At 70.5% G+C, this 16,027-nt stretch carries 14 protein-coding genes and 1 pseudogene; 5 read left to right on the forward strand and 10 right to left on the reverse strand.

What is annotated here, in order from left to right:
- Positions 1 to 5: 5 nt before the first annotated feature.
- Both ACFUJY_RS12390 and ACFUJY_RS12395 read left to right on the forward strand, forming a co-directional pair.
- A complete protein-coding gene (locus ACFUJY_RS12390) occupies positions 6 to 464 on the forward strand; it encodes a hemerythrin domain-containing protein (RefSeq protein ID WP_383297971.1) in 459 nt (152 codons plus the stop codon).
- Positions 465 to 578: 114 nt separating this feature from the next.
- Positions 579 to 1,973 carry a penicillin-binding transpeptidase domain-containing protein gene (locus ACFUJY_RS12395; protein WP_383297973.1) on the forward strand — a complete coding sequence of 465 codons (1,395 nt, stop codon included), beginning with the start codon at positions 579 to 581 and terminating at the stop codon, positions 1,971 to 1,973.
- Positions 1,974 to 2,011: 38 nt separating this feature from the next.
- Here ACFUJY_RS12395 and ACFUJY_RS12400 read toward each other — a convergent pair whose 3' ends face one another.
- Together ACFUJY_RS12400 and ACFUJY_RS12405 are read right to left on the reverse strand one after the other, a co-directional pair.
- Positions 2,012 to 2,362 (reverse strand): hypothetical protein, encoded by a 351-nt coding sequence (locus tag ACFUJY_RS12400; RefSeq protein WP_383297975.1) that lies wholly within the window; start codon positions 2,360 to 2,362, stop codon positions 2,012 to 2,014.
- Between the two features lie 33 nt (positions 2,363 to 2,395).
- On the reverse strand, positions 2,396 to 2,968 hold the full coding sequence (locus ACFUJY_RS12405) for a TetR/AcrR family transcriptional regulator (RefSeq protein WP_383297977.1): 573 nt from the start codon (positions 2,966 to 2,968) through the stop codon (positions 2,396 to 2,398).
- Between the two features lie 88 nt (positions 2,969 to 3,056).
- On the opposite strand from ACFUJY_RS12405, the gene ACFUJY_RS12410 reads away from it, so the two are divergent.
- Positions 3,057 to 3,482 carry a nuclear transport factor 2 family protein gene (locus ACFUJY_RS12410; RefSeq protein WP_383297979.1) on the forward strand — a complete coding sequence of 142 codons (426 nt, stop codon included), beginning with the start codon at positions 3,057 to 3,059 and terminating at the stop codon, positions 3,480 to 3,482.
- A 40-nt stretch (positions 3,483 to 3,522) separates the two neighbouring features.
- On the opposite strand, the pseudogene ACFUJY_RS12415 reads toward ACFUJY_RS12410, so the two are convergent.
- The 5 genes and pseudogenes from ACFUJY_RS12415 to drmA form a co-directional block, all read right to left on the reverse strand.
- A pseudogene (locus ACFUJY_RS12415) lies at positions 3,523 to 4,286 on the reverse strand (GNAT family N-acetyltransferase).
- 125 nt (positions 4,287 to 4,411) lie between these two features.
- Complete coding sequence (locus ACFUJY_RS12420) at positions 4,412 to 4,828, reverse strand: hypothetical protein (protein ID WP_383297981.1); 417 nt, start codon at positions 4,826 to 4,828, stop codon at positions 4,412 to 4,414.
- Between the two features lie 42 nt (positions 4,829 to 4,870).
- Positions 4,871 to 5,611: a DISARM system phospholipase D-like protein DrmC gene (gene drmC, locus ACFUJY_RS12425; protein ID WP_383297983.1), complete on the reverse strand. Its 741-nt coding sequence runs from the start codon at positions 5,609 to 5,611 to the stop codon at positions 4,871 to 4,873.
- Positions 5,608 to 7,467, reverse strand: a complete 1,860-nt coding sequence (drmB, locus tag ACFUJY_RS12430) for a DrmB family protein (protein ID WP_383297985.1) — start codon at positions 7,465 to 7,467, stop codon at positions 5,608 to 5,610. Before drmB ends, drmC begins: the two co-directional genes overlap by 4 nt.
- Positions 7,464 to 11,093 (reverse strand): DISARM system helicase DrmA, encoded by a 3,630-nt coding sequence (gene drmA / locus ACFUJY_RS12435; protein WP_383297986.1) that lies wholly within the window; start codon positions 11,091 to 11,093, stop codon positions 7,464 to 7,466. The genes drmB and drmA overlap by 4 nt, the downstream gene beginning before the upstream one ends.
- Positions 11,094 to 11,226: 133 nt before the next feature.
- Between drmA and ACFUJY_RS12440 the strand changes: the two genes are divergently transcribed.
- Together ACFUJY_RS12440 and ACFUJY_RS12445 are read left to right on the forward strand one after the other, a co-directional pair.
- The gene (locus tag ACFUJY_RS12440; RefSeq protein WP_383297988.1) at positions 11,227 to 11,895 is read left to right on the forward strand and encodes a DUF4365 domain-containing protein; all 669 of its coding nucleotides are present in this window, start codon (positions 11,227 to 11,229) and stop codon (positions 11,893 to 11,895) included.
- The gene (locus ACFUJY_RS12445; protein WP_383297989.1) at positions 11,892 to 13,058 is read left to right on the forward strand and encodes a hypothetical protein; all 1,167 of its coding nucleotides are present in this window, start codon (positions 11,892 to 11,894) and stop codon (positions 13,056 to 13,058) included. Before ACFUJY_RS12440 ends, ACFUJY_RS12445 begins: the two co-directional genes overlap by 4 nt.
- A 268-nt stretch (positions 13,059 to 13,326) precedes the next feature.
- Here the strand turns inward: ACFUJY_RS12445 and ACFUJY_RS12450 are convergent, their stop codons facing one another.
- The 3 genes from ACFUJY_RS12450 to ACFUJY_RS12460 all read right to left on the reverse strand — a co-directional run bounded on the left by ACFUJY_RS12450 (position 13,327) and on the right by ACFUJY_RS12460 (position 15,896).
- Complete coding sequence (locus ACFUJY_RS12450; protein ID WP_383297991.1) at positions 13,327 to 14,283, reverse strand: hypothetical protein; 957 nt, start codon at positions 14,281 to 14,283, stop codon at positions 13,327 to 13,329.
- The gene (locus ACFUJY_RS12455; protein WP_383297992.1) at positions 14,280 to 14,864 is read right to left on the reverse strand and encodes a DUF6932 family protein; all 585 of its coding nucleotides are present in this window, start codon (positions 14,862 to 14,864) and stop codon (positions 14,280 to 14,282) included. The genes ACFUJY_RS12450 and ACFUJY_RS12455 overlap by 4 nt, the downstream gene beginning before the upstream one ends.
- A 123-nt stretch (positions 14,865 to 14,987) precedes the next feature.
- A complete protein-coding gene (locus ACFUJY_RS12460; RefSeq protein ID WP_383297994.1) occupies positions 14,988 to 15,896 on the reverse strand; it encodes a helix-turn-helix domain-containing protein in 909 nt (302 codons plus the stop codon).
- Between the last annotated feature and the right edge of the window lie 131 nt (positions 15,897 to 16,027).

Genomic DNA, 16,027 nt, shown 5'->3' on the forward strand with positions numbered 1-16,027 from the left:
CGCCCATGTGCCACTACTGCGGCTGCCGTGAGATTCCGCTGATCAAGGAGTTCATCGCGGAGCACGAGTCCGTGACGGACACGGCGGGCGCGGCCCTGCGCGCGCTGGACGAGGGGGACCACGGCGTCGTCGGCGAGCTGGTGGCCCGGATGGAGCGCGAGCTCGTGGCGCACTGGCGGGGCGAGGAGCAGGGCCTCTTCGCGGTGATGAGCGCCGACCCGGAGTACGCGGACTACATCGACGCGCTCGTACGCGAACACCGCGAACTCGGCGCGTTCCTGCGCGGGATCGACCTGAGCCGCGACGAGGACGTCGTCCGGCTGCGCGCGGCGGTGGAGGAGCTGCACCACCACATCGCCAAGGAGGAGGACGGCCTGTTCCCGGCGTCGCTCACGGCGCTGACGGGGGACGAGTGGGACCGGTCGATGCGGGCGTGGCGGGAGGCGCATCCGGAGGATGCCTGAGGGGTCTTGCGTCGGCCGAATGGGGAGGGCGGTATGGCTGATCCCGGCGGGTAGGCGTCGAAGATCCCCTCGGGCGCCACATGGCTCGGCCCTCGCCCGCCCTAGGATGATCGCATGCCTACGACAAAGCGCCAACGGGCGTCGCTGGCCGTGCTGTTCACCCTGCTCGTCTCCTTGTCGGGGTGCGCGACAGACGGGAACGGCGATACCGGCGCGGGGAAGGGCGCCGACGCGTCGGGGGGCAGCCGGTCGCTGCCACGCCCCCCCAAGGCCGGTCTGGGCAACATCGTCGTCGAGGGGCGGGCGATCACCGGTAACCGGCCGTCCGGCGTCCGTAAAGTCCCGTACCGGCGTACGTACACGGATGGCGAGCTGTACGCGGCCGTTACGGGGTACCGGTCGGTGGCGTACGGGCGGGACGAGCTGGAATCGGCGTACGACGACATTCTGAACCCCGGGGCGTCCTCCCGGGGTGGCGGGCCGGGCAACGTGGTCACGGCCATTTCGCCGGCCGTCCAGCGCGCCGCCGCGGATGGGCTGCGTGGCCGGGAAGGCGCCGCGGTCGCTGTGGACGTGCGGACCGGACGTATCCGTGCGCTGGTCAGTACCCCGTCGTACGACCCCGCCACCTTCAGCGGCAATGCGTTCGGGGACAGCCGCAGTTGGATCAATTTGGTTCACAACAAGCACGCACCGTTGAAGAACCGGACCAGAGCGGAGACCGCGCCCCCGGGTGAGACCTTTCATCTCATCGTCGCAGCAGCGGCGCTGGAGAAAGGGCTCTACTCCTCGGTGGACGAGGCCACGCACACCGCGGCCTCCTACACTCCGCCCGGCGGAGGCAAGACGCTGACCGGTGACGGCGCCCATTGTGTGAACGCCTCCATCCGCACTGCGCTGCACTATGCGTGCGGAAACGTCTTCGCGCGGCTGGCGGTCGAGGTGGGGGATGCGGAGCTCGCCGCGACAGCCGAGTCGTTCGGCTTCAACGATGACGAGCTGCGCATCCCGACACGCGTCAACCCGAGCGGCTACACGCGTGCGCGAAGCGCGGCGGACCTGGTCGCTGCGGCCAACGGAACCGCTGGGGTCACGGCCACGCCCGTCCAGATGGCACGGGTGATGGCCGTCATCGCGGGCGGCGGCGAACAGGTGTTTCCGCAACTGGTCACGAAGGTGGTCCGTGCCGACGGCAGCGTGGAGCCGCCGAGGGACCTCGCCCAGCACGATAGCTGCCGAGTGGTGGCGCAACGGACTGCCGAACAGCTGCAGTCGGCCCTGCGGACCTCGTCCAATGGTGTGACTGGGTGGGTGCGGCAGTGGGATGTGGACAGCGGCGGCGAGTCGGTGGCGTGGTCCGTTTCCCTCGCTCCCTCGGAGGGGGCGGGGCCGACGGCCATCGCGGTGTACCTCTCCAGCCCTCGAGCGTCGAGTGCCCGCGCCGACGATGTCGCGTTGACTGAGCGTGTTGCGGAACGAATGCGGCTGGCCGCCGCTGACTTGCGTTGACTGAGGGGGCGCCGCGAGAGCCCAGGCTGCTGCGGCGCTCAGCAGGGCGAGCCGCAGTCCGTGGTCGCCTGGGGTTCGGCCAGGACGTCGAGGCCGTAGCCGAGGGCCGTGAGTGCGGCGACGGATGCTGCCAGGGCGAGGGCGGTGCGCCACCGTCCGCGTACGGCGGCGAAGGCGGCCAGGGCCGCGAGGGTGCCGCCGAGGAGGAGGAGCGGGAGGCCCAGGAACAGGACGTTGGTGTTGCGCTCGCTCTCGAAGGCGCCGGAGAGGCTGCTCCGGCCGTACGGAAGCCAGACCGCGAGGCCCGCGAGGGCGCCGAGTGCCGCCGTGAGGAGCCCGGCGGCGCCGGTGAGGGCTTCGCGGCGGGGGTTCGTGTGTGCGGTGTCCATGTGGGGAAAGACGCGTGGCCGGGGCGGGAAGTTTCAATCCTCAACGATCGGGTCTGAGAGGGCCCGGATCGCGGGGCGGAGCAGCGCGGCGATGTGCTCCGCCGATGCCTCACGGAGCACGGTCAGGCCGAGGAGTTGGTGGCCGATGGTTACGCCCAGCAGTGCAGTGACCATCAGCGCGGCACGCAGTTCGGGGTCGTCGGCTTCCGGCAGGGCGGCGCCGACGCCGTCGATCTGTCGGCCGAGGGCGGCACGGACGTGGTCGGCCGCCGCCTCGTCGGTGAGCATCGACCGCATCACCGCGAGCGTGCCCTCGGGCAGACCGCCGAGCTTGAGACCGAGCGAGGCCAGCAGCTGATCGGCGAGCCCGTCGGCGTCCGGGGCGGCCGGCGGGGCGGGCAGCGCCTGCACGGCCTGCCCGAACAGATCCCGCTTCGAGCCGAAGTACTGCATGACCAGAGCCGGATCGACGCCCGCCGCCGTCGCCACCGCGCGGATGGTGGTGCGCTCGAAGCCCTTCTCGGCGAACAGTTCCCGGGCGCTCCCGAGGATGCGTGCCTCGGTCGCCCGGCGGCGGTCGGCGCGGGACTGGTGGGGAGTGGTCACCCCGTTCACTCTACAGCCGTTGACCGAACAGGCGGGCCGGGCCTACCGTGACTGGGTCAACGGTTGTTGAGCGAATGGGAGTGTTCCCGTGCCGGATTCGGAAGCGCCTGCCGTGCGCACGCCTCGCGAGGCGCTGAACCGCTACTACCAAGCCATGATCGACAAGTCGCCGGACGGTCTCGCCGACCTCTACGCCGTGGACGCGGTGCACGAGTTCCCGTTCGCCTCGCCCGGCTTCCCGCCCCGCTTCGAGGGCCGCGAGGCCGTGCGCGCCGGATACCGGGCGGTGTGGGGCGCGAGTCCCGCCGAGGTGCGGGAGGTGCGGCGGATCGCGGTGTACGAGGCCGCCGAGCCGGGCGTGATCGTCGCGGAGCATGTCGTGGTGGGCGCGTTGCCGGGCAGGGCCGGCGAGTTCACCGTTCCCGGGCTGCTGGTGCTGCACGTCGGGGAGGGGCTGCTGACGCGCGTACGCGACTACATGGACGCCTCAGGGGTCGCGGACGCGAGGGGGTGAGGGGCCTGCCGTGCGGCGGTCGCTCCTCCGGTCGCGGCGGTCAGGTGCTGATGGCGTGTTCGACGAACTGGCCGCAGTCGCGGAACCCCAGGCGGCGGTACACGGGTTCCCCTTCGGCCGACGCCTGCAGGACCGCGATGCCGTGGTCGCGCTCGCGGGCGGCGTGAAGGGCGGCGAGCGTGATGGCTCCGCCGTAGCCGCGTCGGCGGTGGGCGGCCAAGGTGGAGATGTTGTAGATGCCGACGACTCCCGCGTGGTGGAACACCTCGGCGGAGCAGACCGGACGGTTCTCCACGTAGCCCACCAGGTACCGGGCCGGGCAGGTGGCGGCCAGCGCCTGGGAAGCGGCCCGGGGGAAGAAGTCGAGGACGGTTTCGGCGGGTGGATTCCAGTTCGCGGCGAGGACCGTGGCGTAGTCGGCGAGCTGTTCGGGCGTGGTCACCGTTCGGATGTCCAGACCCGGGACAGGGGGATTCGGCAGGGTGTCGTCCAGCTCGGCCCACATGCCGTCTCACGCTCGGACACCGGCAGGCCGGCGGCGGTGAGGAGGGCGGTGAGGTCTGCCGGTGTCGAGGCGGGCCCCACCCACCAGGAGAAACCGCGGCCGGTGCCGGTCAGCGTCCGGACGGTCTCGGAGATGCGGGCCGCGGCGTCGCCGGTGGTGAAGCGGGCCGCGGCGACGATGTTGAAGGTGTCGTCGTCCAGGCCGCTGTCCGCGACCAGGAGGTCGCCGGTCTCCGCGACGGTCGCACCCGGCATGCTCCGGTGCAGATGGCAGGCGTGTTCCGCCAGGTTCCGTTCCATCCTGTCCGTCAGGTCGGCTTCATCGAGAAAGTAGTCATTCATCGGGATCGATACCAGCACGACCGAGCGAGGACCGCATGCCGTTTTCGGTGACGCCACGCCGACAACCAGCGCTTTCGACGCCCTCAGGCGGCTCTGTGCGATTCCGCTTCGCGGCAGTCCCGGCAGTGGCCCGGCTCCGGGGCCCGGAAGACGCGTTCGCAGCGGTCGCAGTCCTGGAGCGGGATGGCCCCGGGGGCCGTCCGTTCCGGTGCGGCGGGGAGCGGGGGTGGGATGAGGGCGGTCAGGCGGGTCCGGAGGAATCCGGCCGGATGCCTGACGACGGGCGGGAGGTCGATGGTCAGGGCGTGCCGGACGGCGGCGGGGTGTACGTCGCGGTCGAGCCAGGCGGTGACCTCGGGAGCGAGTTCGCCGATGTCCCGTGCGGACAGCGTGAGTTGAGGCGCGTGGCGGCGGAGCCCCGCGAGGTGGTCCGCGGCGGCCCGGTGCCGCGTCTCGACCGGGATGGGCGGTGGAGGACGTTCGAATCGTGCAGCCGCCACACCCGGTGCTCGTCGTAGCGGCCGCAGGCGGGCCCGCGCACGTCAGACCTGGCGGAGCAGGCCCTCGGGGCCGGTCAGCCAGCGCAGGTGGTCGACCAGTCGGCCGACCGTGGGGGAGTCGTTGAGGATGACGCCGATCTCGATGTTGCGCTCCAAACCGCGGCCCGTCAGATTCGCACTGCCCAGCAGAGCCGTATGGCGATCCGCCGCTATCACTTTCGCGTGAAGGGCTGTTCGGTTGCCGCGATCTGCGCGGTGCCACACGCGGACGTGCTTCCTGAGGGGGCCGAAGGCACGCGCCGCCGACGTCGACTCTTCCAAAAGCAGGTCGATCCGGACGTCGCGTGCGGCGGCTCCGCGGAGTTCTCCCACGATCTCGTGGATGTCGTAGGCGGCGAAGCTGGCAATGAGCAGTGACGTCCGGGCGGAGCGTATGACGTCGGTGGCGATGGCGCTCGTCAGGCGGACCGGGATGGCCGGGCTCGTCGGACCGCTGACCACGAGCTCGGCCGGCGGAGCCACCGCCGATCCGGCGGCTGTCGCGGAGGCCAGCGAGAGGGCGAGGGCTGCTCCGGGCAACAGGGGACGCTCTTCCCGCCAGGCTTGGCGCAAAGCGCTCAGTTCGACGGCGAGGCCCGCCGCAGGGTGGTCGGAGGACCATCGGTCAAGCAGCGGGCTGTCGGGGCCCTCCACCTCGTCCAGCCGGTGCAGGAGATCAGCCAGCCGGTCCGGCGGGAGTCGCCGGGCCAGCCCCGCCAGGAGTACGGGCAGCCGCCCGGTCATGGCAGGAACGCGCCGAGATCACCGGCCAGCGTCTCGACGAGCAACGCGCGGTCCAGGTAGTGGTTGCCGCGTTCGCACGAGGTCTCGGCGGCGAAGAGGCAGGCGTGGCAGGCGGCCCCGTGCAGGCGCCCGTGCACACGGGGGTCGTGTTCCGCGCACATCGGGTCGGAGCTGCAGAGCCGGGCTTCCTCCAAGGCCTGCTCGATGACGGGACCGAGACGGTCCTTCATCCCCAGGGACACAAGGCCGCCCAGAGTGCCTTCACTGTCCGGGGCCGCGGTGTAGAGGAGGATGCCGGCCATGGGGGCTTTGCCGGACCGCGCGTACACGCGCTCCGCGATGCCGGAGGCCCCGTAACCGCATTCCAGGGCGAAACCCCGGATCAGGACGTGCGCCAAGGTGTGAAGGAGCACATAGCGGATTCCGGGCCACTGGGGTTCGAGGTTGCGGGCCAGGCACCAGGTCACGTGCGCGGCCTTCAGGTCCTTCTCTCGGGCGATCACATCCGGGCGCTTCTCCCACTCGCCCAGAAGCTCCTCCTTGAAGGCGAGGAAGACCCCTTCACCCCGTAGTTCGGCGCAGGGGACCCATGAGGGGGCTTCCTTGGAGAGGGGCGCGGCCTTGACCGTGGACTCGTCGTCCTGCGGCATCCATTCCGGGGCGTCTATGCGGGTGAACCCCGTCAGTGCCGACACCTCGCGCAGACGGTGGACCAGAATGACGCGTTCCAGCCATCGGGTCGCGGCGGCCGGTACCTTCTCGGGCTCCGTGGTGAAGTCGGGCAGGTCGTACCGGTGGGACGCGGTGAAGGCCTCCCACTCCGGCGTCGCCAGGTCGAACTCTTCGTCGTCCGCCGCGAAGTCGGCACCGGACGCGTGGCCGGTGGCCGCGGCCTCTTCGGTGACCGCCTTCCATACCTTGTCGACGCCGTACTCCTCAAGCGCCGGCCAGCATGCCTGGGTGGGCAGCAGCATCCTCGCCGCGTCAGCCGGGATGCCGGCCAGCGGCGCGAGGAACTCCCAGTGCTCCCGGACCGCCTGAGTCAGTGGTTCGTCGGCGCGGGGCAGGCTGAAGACCCTCAACTGGGAGGCGAACCAGCTGTTGGTCGCTCCGAGGGCGATGGTGCGGACGTGCTCGCCGCAGGCCTCGAAGGTGCCCAGGTGGGGGTGGTGTCCCCGACACGCGGGAAGTTCCTCCTCACCTCGCTTGCCCATGGCCTCCGCCATGGACCGGTCGGCCACACCCGGACACGAGCACTGGACGAAGATGTTGGCGGCCTCGCCCGTCGTGCCCCGTTCGACGAGGCTGAGCGTGCACTCGTGCGCGGGAGTACCGCCCCGGTGGACGAAGTACTGCCACGGGAAGTCGTCCATGTGGCCGTCGGGGCAGGCGATCAGGAACCGAGCGGGTACCGCTGTGGGACGGCCGCGGCCGGTACCGAAACAGGTGTGGACGTAACGGGTGTTCTCGGGGCGGAAGAAGTGCTCCTCCAGCTCGAAGAGGCCCGATGAGGCGGGGGACAGCTGGTTGCACTGCTCGCGCGAGCATCGCAGCCAGCGCGGGAAGAGCGCCACGGGAACACCCACCCGGGTCCACTCGCCGAACGGGTCGGTGGTCTCCTGCATCTGCGGTGGCGTCCGCAGCGCGGTGACCTGGGCGCCCAGGCGTCTGCGCACGGCCGCGAGCAGACGGTCCTCGGTGAGCGGGGTCGCCGAGGTGAGTTCCCAGTGGTCCAGTCCCAGCACCATCGTGGAGAGGTTGGGCAGGTCCGCGACCGCTCCTACGCCGTAGGTGTGCAGCAGCTGGCTGGGGCGCAGCTCGCCCACGCGCAGCGGTCCGTTGGCCGGTGTGTTCACTGCTGCTCCGGGAGGGTGTGGGAGGGATCGGCGGAGTCGGATTGCGGGCGTGCTTCGAACGGTGGCTCGGAAACGGGGTCCTGCCCGACGTCACCCAGGAACATCAGTCGGACCGGGGGCTCGACCTCCCGGAGCGACGTCGGACAGGTCATGAGCTGCCACCGGCCGCCGTCGGGCTTCTTGAGCAGGGCGGTGACATCGCCCTGCCGCGAGGCGCTGTTGTAGCCGAGTACGGCCCCCGGCGCCTTCCGGCGCCGGTCCCAGTGATCGAGCCGCTGCTTCAGCCGGAGGCCGAGCTCGCGGCCGGCATGCTGGACTGCCGTTACGTCCTCGGCACGCCGCTGCAGGGAACCCACGACGTGGTCGGCGAGTTCGCTTCGGATGTCGAAGAACTGGGCGCCGCGGTTGCCGTTGTACTGCTGCTTGAGGTTGCGGACCAGTGCGGCCAGCACGCCGGTGAGTCCCCGGTCCAGCGCCCGGTCGGCAAACGGCGTGACGGAGAGCGCCTCGACGTGCTGGTAGATGGTGGCGTGGAAGGACTCGAACGTCTCGTAGTGGGACAGGTCGCGGGGACGGGCCCAGTTGAGCACGGTGAACACGAGCCCCGGGGAGCTGCGTCCCACGCGGCTTGTCGCCTGGATGTACTCGGCGGTGGACTTGGGCTGGTTGTTGACCACCATGGCGCCGAGGCGGGACACGTCGACGCCGACCGCGATCATGTTCGTGGCGAGGAGCACGTCGATGGGCCGGGGCGTGCCCTTCTTTCTGGTGCCCTCGAAGGGGAGTTCGAGCCTCTCCAGGATGTCGGGGATGGCGTCCGACGACATCCGTGAGGTGAGCTCCGCCGGTTCCGCGAGGAAACGGGTGGCGAGGCCGCGCCGGTCCGCCCGCGTGAGCCGCGTGGAGATGTCGTCCTCCACCAGCCTGCGCATGCCGCCCAGGTCCCGGAGGCTGTTGAAGTACCCGACGAGCGTCATATAGGGGTCGGTGAGCTCGGTGCGGCCGTAGCGGTGGTGGAGCAACTGTGCCGCGGCGAGCTGGGCCACGTACACCCGGATCGCCATGGACTTGGTGCGTACGCCCTGGGCGCAGATGCCGACGTACCGGCGGCCGGGCTTTTCGCTCACCGGCCGGCGCCGCGCGAAGAAGTTGTCGTCGGCCGTGAGACCGGCGGGCGGGAAGACCGCCGTTCTGCGGCTGAACAGGTCGTTGATCTGCCGCTCCGCCCGGCGGACGGTCGCCGTGGAGGCGATGACCTTGGGGCGCACCATTCGCCCGGGCTCGACCTCCCAGCAGGAGAGCCGGTCGATCGCCGCCTCGTAGAGCCCGGTCAGGGAACCGAGGGGGCCGGAGATCAGGTGAAGCTCGTCCTGGACGATGAGGTCCGGCGGGCGCACCCGCGGGGTGTCGACCGTCGTGGCCGCCGGGTGGTTCCCGTGGGCAGGGTGGCTGTGCCGTTCCCACTCGCTGTCCACGGCGTCCGCCGTGACGTACCCGTGACGGGTGCACCGCTTGGAGACCCGGCCGAAGAGCGCCTGGGTCTCCCCCTTCCACGGGAGCTGGGCGAACTTGTCGACGGTGGCGATGACGAGGCCGGGCGGCAGCCGGTAGATCTCCTCGTCGACGACCAGGACCGGGAGCCCTCGTTCGTCAGGTGCCAGGCCGAAGGCGCCCTCGCCGAACGGGCAGGCGAAGACGTCGGGGCACGTGATGAAGGTGCGGCGCAGTGTGGTGTCGACGGTGATGTCCCGGCCGGCCTCCATCTTGGTGCCGCACCACGGGCAACTGGTCAGCTGGTGGGGCGATCCTGACCGGCTGCGTCTGCCGCGGCCCTTGTCCTTGCGGTGGTCCTTGAGCCATGCGTTCGCCTGGTCGGTGGTGTTCGGTGTCACCCCGCCGCCGACCCACAGGCCGATGCGGAACGGGACGGTGCCCCACAGCCCGGGATCGGAACGCCGGATGGTCTCGCACGCGCAGATGAGGGCCGCCGCGCGCTGGAACTGCTGGATGGTGAGCAGCCGCAGGGTGTAGCGCATCAGGACCGCGACGCCGTGCTCGGCGTCCAGGCCGCCGAGCCGGGGCAGCCGGCGCCTTATCGCGAGGGTGAACGCGGTGAGCCCGAGGTAGGCCTCGGTCTTGCCGCCGCCGGTGGGGAACCAGAGCAGGTCGGCGAGGGCCGTCTGTCCCTCGTCGGTGCGTTCGCCGTGGCCGGGGTCGGCCAGGGCCGGCAGGTTGAGCAGGATGAACGCGAGCTGGAAGGGGCGCCAGCTGCGGTTCTCGGGCTGGTCGGCGGCGTGCACCGCCGCATCGAAGGGGAGCTCGGGTTCACGGCGGCGGGCGGCGGCCGCGATGGTGTGGACGCGCTGCTGCCACATGGCGCGGTTGGCGAAGCGGAAGGCGTCGAGCGCCGGGCCCTCGTCGAGCAGGCGGATGCCCGCCTCGATGCGGGCGGCGGCCGTGGTGGCGCGCCTGAGGTTCTCGCGGGCTTCCTTCTCGAATCCGTTGAGCCGGGCGGCGGGATCGTCGATGTCCCGGCCGGCGCGCTCGATCCACTCGCGGTAACCGTCGACCAGAGGCATGAGAGCGGTGCGCAACGCGTCGGCGGGCAGCTCGGACAGGACCCGCATGTCGAGCACCAGGCCGCGCAGTTCGACGAGGTCCTGGTCATACGGACCGAGCGGGTCGGGCACGTCGGTGTGCGGGATCTCGTAGGTAGGGGCGGGAGTGGTCCCGATCCGGACGGCCCGCATCGGGTCGTCCGGGTCCGCCTCGGCGTGCACGCCGGTGCCGTGGCCGACCGCGAACTCCGGGAGGAAGCGGTATCCCATGGCGAGCGAACGCCGCTCGGCCCGCTCGGCCGGATCGGTGCCGGCACCGATCGGTGCGCGGCGGGGCAGGAACGGCGCGCTGTCCGGGGAGCCGCTGACGGCGAGCTCGGCCTGGAACAGCCAGTTACGCGAACCGCCTTCGGTGTCCTGGCCGTTGACGAGGAAGAGCGAGACCAGTCGACCGCCTTCGTGCGTCCGCACGCGCCCGCGCACGAACACGCCGGGATACTCCCCGGGCAGCACATCCTGGGCCGCGATACTGCCGTCCGCGAGGAGCTTCACGGGCAGCGTCTTCGCGTACGCCTTCCGGTGCCAGACGGAGCGGGTGCCCGTGTACTCGGGGTCCTGGGAGGGGCCGCGCTTGTACTGCGCCCAGGAGCAGTGCACCTGCACCTCGTCGGTGGACTGCTCGACCCGGAAGGTGAGCCCGAGGCTGGAGGGCTGGAGCGAGGGAACGTTGGGCGAGGCGGGGTCGGGGTCGCCCTCCTCCGCGTCGGGCACGCCGGCGAGGGGAGCCTCGTCGAACCGGTCGGGGTCCAGGGGCATCCCGGCCAGGCTGGTCCCGTCCCCGTTGCCGTCCCCGTTTCCGACGCGGACGCCGCCGGGGGCCAGCCGTCCGATGATGTAGTGCTCGGCGGGATCGCCTTTGAGCTCCTCCTCGGGGCCTCCGATGGGTCCGAGCAGGTCGGTGACGACGAGCTCGGCGAGCTCGTCGCGGAGCTGCTGGCGGCTGGGCGCGCCGAGGACGGGCCCGGCGTCGCCGCCGGCCACGGACGGGGAAACGTGTCGCTCACTCACAGGGCTCACGATAGGCGCGCCCACTGACAACAGCACCGGATCCGGCCGGAATTCGATCATCCTCTGCCGCGTTGTCCGACGTCACGGATACGCTGTGCTACCGGTCGGAGCCCAGCGCGACATGGGGGTGTGGATGAACGAGCGTCCGGCGGAGGGCAGCTCCTACGGCGTGCCGTTGCGGAGCACCGCCGGTGAGCATGGTGCGCCGGACGGCGTGACCGCGTACGGAGTTCCGCACCCGGCGGGCCCCGTCGACGCGCTCGGCGGGCCGCAACCCTGGCTGGAGCCTGTGGCGATGGGGGACAACAACCACAAAGGTGATTTCGGCGAGCAGTTCGTCCGATCGCTGGCGACGGCGGCGAATCTCAACATCTCCAGTTCCCGGGACCGTCTGGGCGTCGACTGGGAGCTGACCTATCCGGGACGCGGCGGCACCCGGAAGTACCCGCAGATCCAGGCCCAGGTGAAGTGCTGGAACCGGCCGGTGGACGCGGGCGACTTCTGGCGCTATCCGCTGCGCGTCCACAACTACAACCTGCTGTCGGGCCGGGACTTCTACGTTCCGCGCTTCCTCTTCCTGGTCGTGGTGCCGGAGGACTCCGACGAGTGGGTGGAGGCGACCCACGAAGGGCTGCTGCTGAAGCACGCCGCCTACTGGGCGTGTTTCCACGATCAGGAGAACACGGACCGGCCCCGGGAGAGCCGCTTGACGGTGCCGGTGCCGAAGGCCAATCTGCTGACAACGGAGACTCTGCACGGTCTCTTCGGCCCTGAGTTCCGAGAGAAGCTGGGGGTGTCGTGATCGCGATTTCCGATGCGGAGTTCAGCCAGGTGAACGACCTGGCGACGTCCTCTTTGCTGCGCTATCTGCGGGGCCGTGGCTGGACCCCCGCCAGGGACTTCGGCCGCGGGCAGCTCTGGGTCCTGGAGACCCCGGGCGATCCCGGTGAGCCGTACGAGGTGATGGTGCCGCTGGACCGCGGTCCCCGTGACTACGCGGACCGCGTGGCCGATCTCGTGGAGACCCTGTCCACCGTGGAGGCCCGGCGCCCGGCCGATGTGCTGCGTGAGATGGCGCTTCCATCCGCCGACTGGCAGTTCCTCCGCCTCACGCCGCCCGGCCCCTCCGGCACCGCTCCCCTGGTGGAGCTGGTTCCCGCGCTCGCCGGCCTGCGTGACCTGATGACGTCGGCGGCGGCGGCCGTCGCGGCACCCGAGCCGCAGCCGGTGCAGCCCGCCAACAAGCCCCAAGTGGTCAAGGACCATGTCGCCTCGGTGCGGTTGGACCAGACTCGGGTGGGCAGCTATGTCGTCGCCGTGCACACCCCGTTGGACGGGCAGACGCCCACGCAGACGTCCCTCTTCGATGACAGCGACCGCTGGGAACCCTTCGCCAGGCGGGTCACGCGGGGCCTCTACGCGGCGATGATCTGTGCCAGGGAGGCCGCCGACCTGACGCTTCGGCGCGACGAGCTGGCCGACTTCTCGCAGTTCACGCCAGGGGGGCTGTCGGCGAACCTCTGCGAGGCCCTGGTGAAGATCGGTGGCGAGGACGGGCCAGGCTTCTCGCTCGACTTCACCTGGTCCGCGGACCTGCCGGTCGAGCAGACGACCGAGCGCATCCGGCTCGGCCGGCCCCAGCTGGAGGCGTTGGACGCGGGAGCCAAGGATCTGCGGGTCCGGCTGGGGCGCAGGAACATGACGCTGGTGGGCTCGGTGGTACGCCTGCACCGGGAGATGCCCCATGGGCCGGGTGCCGTCACCATCGCCGGATATTTCGACGACCGGGACGAGCGCAGGGCCCGCAGGGTCAGGATGACGCTGGACGCGCATGCCTACGGGAGGGCCGCCGAGGCCCATCGCCAGGGGGACGAAGTGATAGTGCGCGGCGACGTCATGGCGCAGAGCGGCGTCTCGGCCATGGAGAACATCTCCTCGTTCACCGTGCGCCACGTGTCGGAGTGAGGCGGTCGCCTGCGGTGCTCCTTTCCGGTGAGGATTGCCGCTTCGGGGTACGCCGGTCACATCGGCGCACTCGCGGTCCGAGGCGCCCCCGGCGTAAGCCGCCTCAGCAGGGCGAGCCGCAGTCCGTGGCCGTCTGCGGTTCGGCCAGGACATCGAGGCCGTGGCCGAGGCCCGTGAGCGCCGCGACGGCTGCCGTCATGGCCGGTCAGGCTGGAGACGCCGCAGGCCGGCTGCCTCATCCAGCTTCTGCCACACCTTGGGGAAGCGCCTAATCCAGGTGCTCGGTCGAATTTTCTCGGCCGGATGGCGGGTCGACGGCGACGTCGAGAGTGAGCTCCTCTGCGGCCATGTCGAGGAAGTGGTACTCCGACACCCTGGTACGGCCGACGGCATCGAGTTTGCGCCTGTAGCGCACCCGGAAATGCACGTTGTCCCCCAGAACCAAGCGCATGCGGTAGAGCTGTTCCGGTTCGACGCGTACGTCATACGCGGCAGCGTTCTGCGGCAGCCCGGACTTCACTTTGACCACACCGCTGCTGCGCAGCTCGGTGATGTGGCCGGAGATCGTGAGCTCCTGGTCATCGTCCCGTGTGGCCTGCAGGCGTTTGGCGTATTGCACTCCTCGCTGCGTCAGGTCTGCCTGCCATACTCCTCCGTCCGCGGCGTACCAGGTCAGACCGAGGTTCAGCTGTAGGTGATCCAGCGCTTTGGACAAGGCGTCCACCGAATCGAAGAGCTGGGCCCATTCCCGTACGTCGTTCCCCTCCTCCAGGGCGGTGAGGAGCCGGGCGAACGTGCGTGCCCCCTTGTCCGCAGCTGTGGCCACGGGGCCCCCGAGCGCTTCCGGATCAGGCGCGACCGACACGACCGGGCGGGCATGGACGACAGTGCTGCCCCGCGACAGCCCGGTGACCTCGAGCTCGACAGGTGTGCCCGCGGCCTTGGAAACCGCCCTCTCGACGGGGTCCAGGAGCGCGTTCCCCCACTGGAAGCGCAGTGCTCCGCGCTCGGCCTCCGGACCGCTGAGTCGGAGGCGAAGCTCTTCCTGAAGGGTGGCCCCTGGCTGGTATTCCCGCATGGCTTCGAGACGGCTCATGCGATGGTCCGCTTCGATCTCGGCGGCGTCCCGGTCTTCCGTGCCCAGCTCGTCCAGCAGTCGTGCGGTGACGTCCGGATCCTGGGCGTGGGCCGCACGCATGCGCCTGCGCCAGCTGCTCTCGCTCACAGTCGCACCTCCAGGTAGCCACGCACGGGTGCCGCACTCGCTTCACTAGGAGCTTGGTCGTCTCCGGCCGGGAGGCGGCACCGTTGCCACCAGTCGTCCCAGATCCCACGGTGCAAGAAGTATGTCTGGTCTTCCGGGGACACGCTTTGCAGTTCAAAAGCCGACGCTACTGGACGGTATCCCACACGGAGGGGTGAGACGCCGAACTTACGCAGCATGGGGTCTCGGCTCTTGAAGGCGTTGGTGAGCCACTTCGAGCCAGGGTTTCCTCTGACTGAAGCCTCGGCTGCCACATCGATGAAGACGGTCGCATCGATGTTCCGGGGGTCCTGCTTCGCACTGACGAAGCTTCCGCCGAGCCAGACTCGGTGGACCAGAGCCCGGCCTTGCAACTTTTCGGGATAGCTGTCCTCAAGTGTCACGAAGTGGCCGAGGTACTGCTGGAATCCGTCCCACAGAGTGGGGCGACGCACTGACTGGGCGAACAGGGGGTTGTCCACCAGAAAATACTCAGCCTCGTCCATGGTCACCGAGAAGCGCCCGGGCGGCAGAAACCCGTCCGCAGTGAAGTCCAGCAGCACAGGCGGCTCCCCCATCATGCTTTCAGCCGGATGTCCGGAGCGTTCACGGTATCGGCACCGTATCCGGTCGGAAACAGAAGCGACGGACAAGCCGTCTCTGTGGACACATCGATCCCGGCGCGCTCAGCACGCCTGGGCTTGCCGGCGGTGGGCGGGTTCATCGGTTCGGCAGTCGCGGCAGTGGCCCGGTTGCGAGGCTCGGAAGACGCGGTCGCAGCGGTCGCAGTCCTGGAGGGGGACGGCCCCCGGGGCCGGTTCCGGTGCGGCGGGGAGCGGGGGTGGCAGGAGGGCGGTCAGCCGGGTGCGCACGAACCCGGCCGGGTGCGTGAGGGCAGGCGGGAGGTCGCTGGTCAGGGCGTGCTGGACGGTGGCGGGGTGCATGTCGCGTTCGAGCCAGGTGGCGACTGCGGGGGCGAGCTCGCGGATGGCCTTCTCCGAGAGCACGAGTTGCGGTGCTTGACGGCGGAGACCGGCGAGGAGTGCCGTCGCCGCCCGGTGCCGTTCCCCGGCCGGGGTGTGCGGGTCAGGGAGCGGTGGGGGCGGGTCGGCCGGGGCCGGGGGCGGTGCGGGCGCGGGTGCGGCGGGCGGCGGGGGGGCCTGGGCGGGGCGCGGTGTGGGCGTCTGCCGTGCGGGCGTGGTCGCGGGTGCGGCGGCCTTGCCGGGGTGGTTGTACGAGGTCGTACGGGTGACGACGCGGCCGTCCGGGAGACGCAGGCGGGTGCGGTGGAGGTAACCGGCGGCCTCCAGCTCGCGCAGTGCGGAGGCGATGCGGGCCTCGCTCTCCGGGAAGCGGGCCACGAGCGCCTTGATGCCGACCCTGGCCCCGGTGGGCAGCGACTGGATGTGCGCGGCGAGTCCGATCGCGGTGAGCGAGAGCTTCGCGTGCTGGGCGAGATGGTTGCCGATGACCGTGAAGCCGGAAAGGTGGCGAACGTTGACGTGGATGACGCCGGAAGTCGGCGTGACGTCGGGGTTGGGCCCGGGGGAACCGGACGGGGCGCGCGGGGGCGCGATAACCTGCGGGGTAGCCATCAGGAAGGGATCTCTTCCGTGCTGGTCAGGCCCCTGGTGGAGATTGGCGTCTCGCCGGGGGCCGTCACGTTGTGTGGGGTTGTCGCGGCGAGCATATGCCAGGCAACCTGTGCCGAATCCAGCCCAGTTGG

Origin of the sequence: Streptomyces sp. NPDC057249, from assembly GCF_042669245.1 — a bacterium.
Taxonomy (GTDB): Bacteria; Actinomycetota; Actinomycetes; order Streptomycetales; family Streptomycetaceae; genus Streptomyces.

Coding starts and splice junctions, on each gene's coding strand:
- ACFUJY_RS12390 (WP_383297971.1), top strand. CDS start 6: ATGTGCCACTACTGCGGCTGCCGTGAGATTCCGCTGATCAAGGAGTTC.
- ACFUJY_RS12395 (WP_383297973.1), top strand. CDS start 579: ATGCCTACGACAAAGCGCCAACGGGCGTCGCTGGCCGTGCTGTTCACC.
- ACFUJY_RS12400 (WP_383297975.1), bottom strand. CDS start 2,362: ATGGACACCGCACACACGAACCCCCGCCGCGAAGCCCTCACCGGCGCC.
- drmC (WP_383297983.1), bottom strand. CDS start 5,611: ATGACCGGGCGGCTGCCCGTACTCCTGGCGGGGCTGGCCCGGCGACTC.
- ACFUJY_RS12440 (WP_383297988.1), top strand. CDS start 11,227: ATGAACGAGCGTCCGGCGGAGGGCAGCTCCTACGGCGTGCCGTTGCGG.
- ACFUJY_RS12460 (WP_383297994.1), bottom strand. CDS start 15,896: ATGGCTACCCCGCAGGTTATCGCGCCCCCGCGCGCCCCGTCCGGTTCC.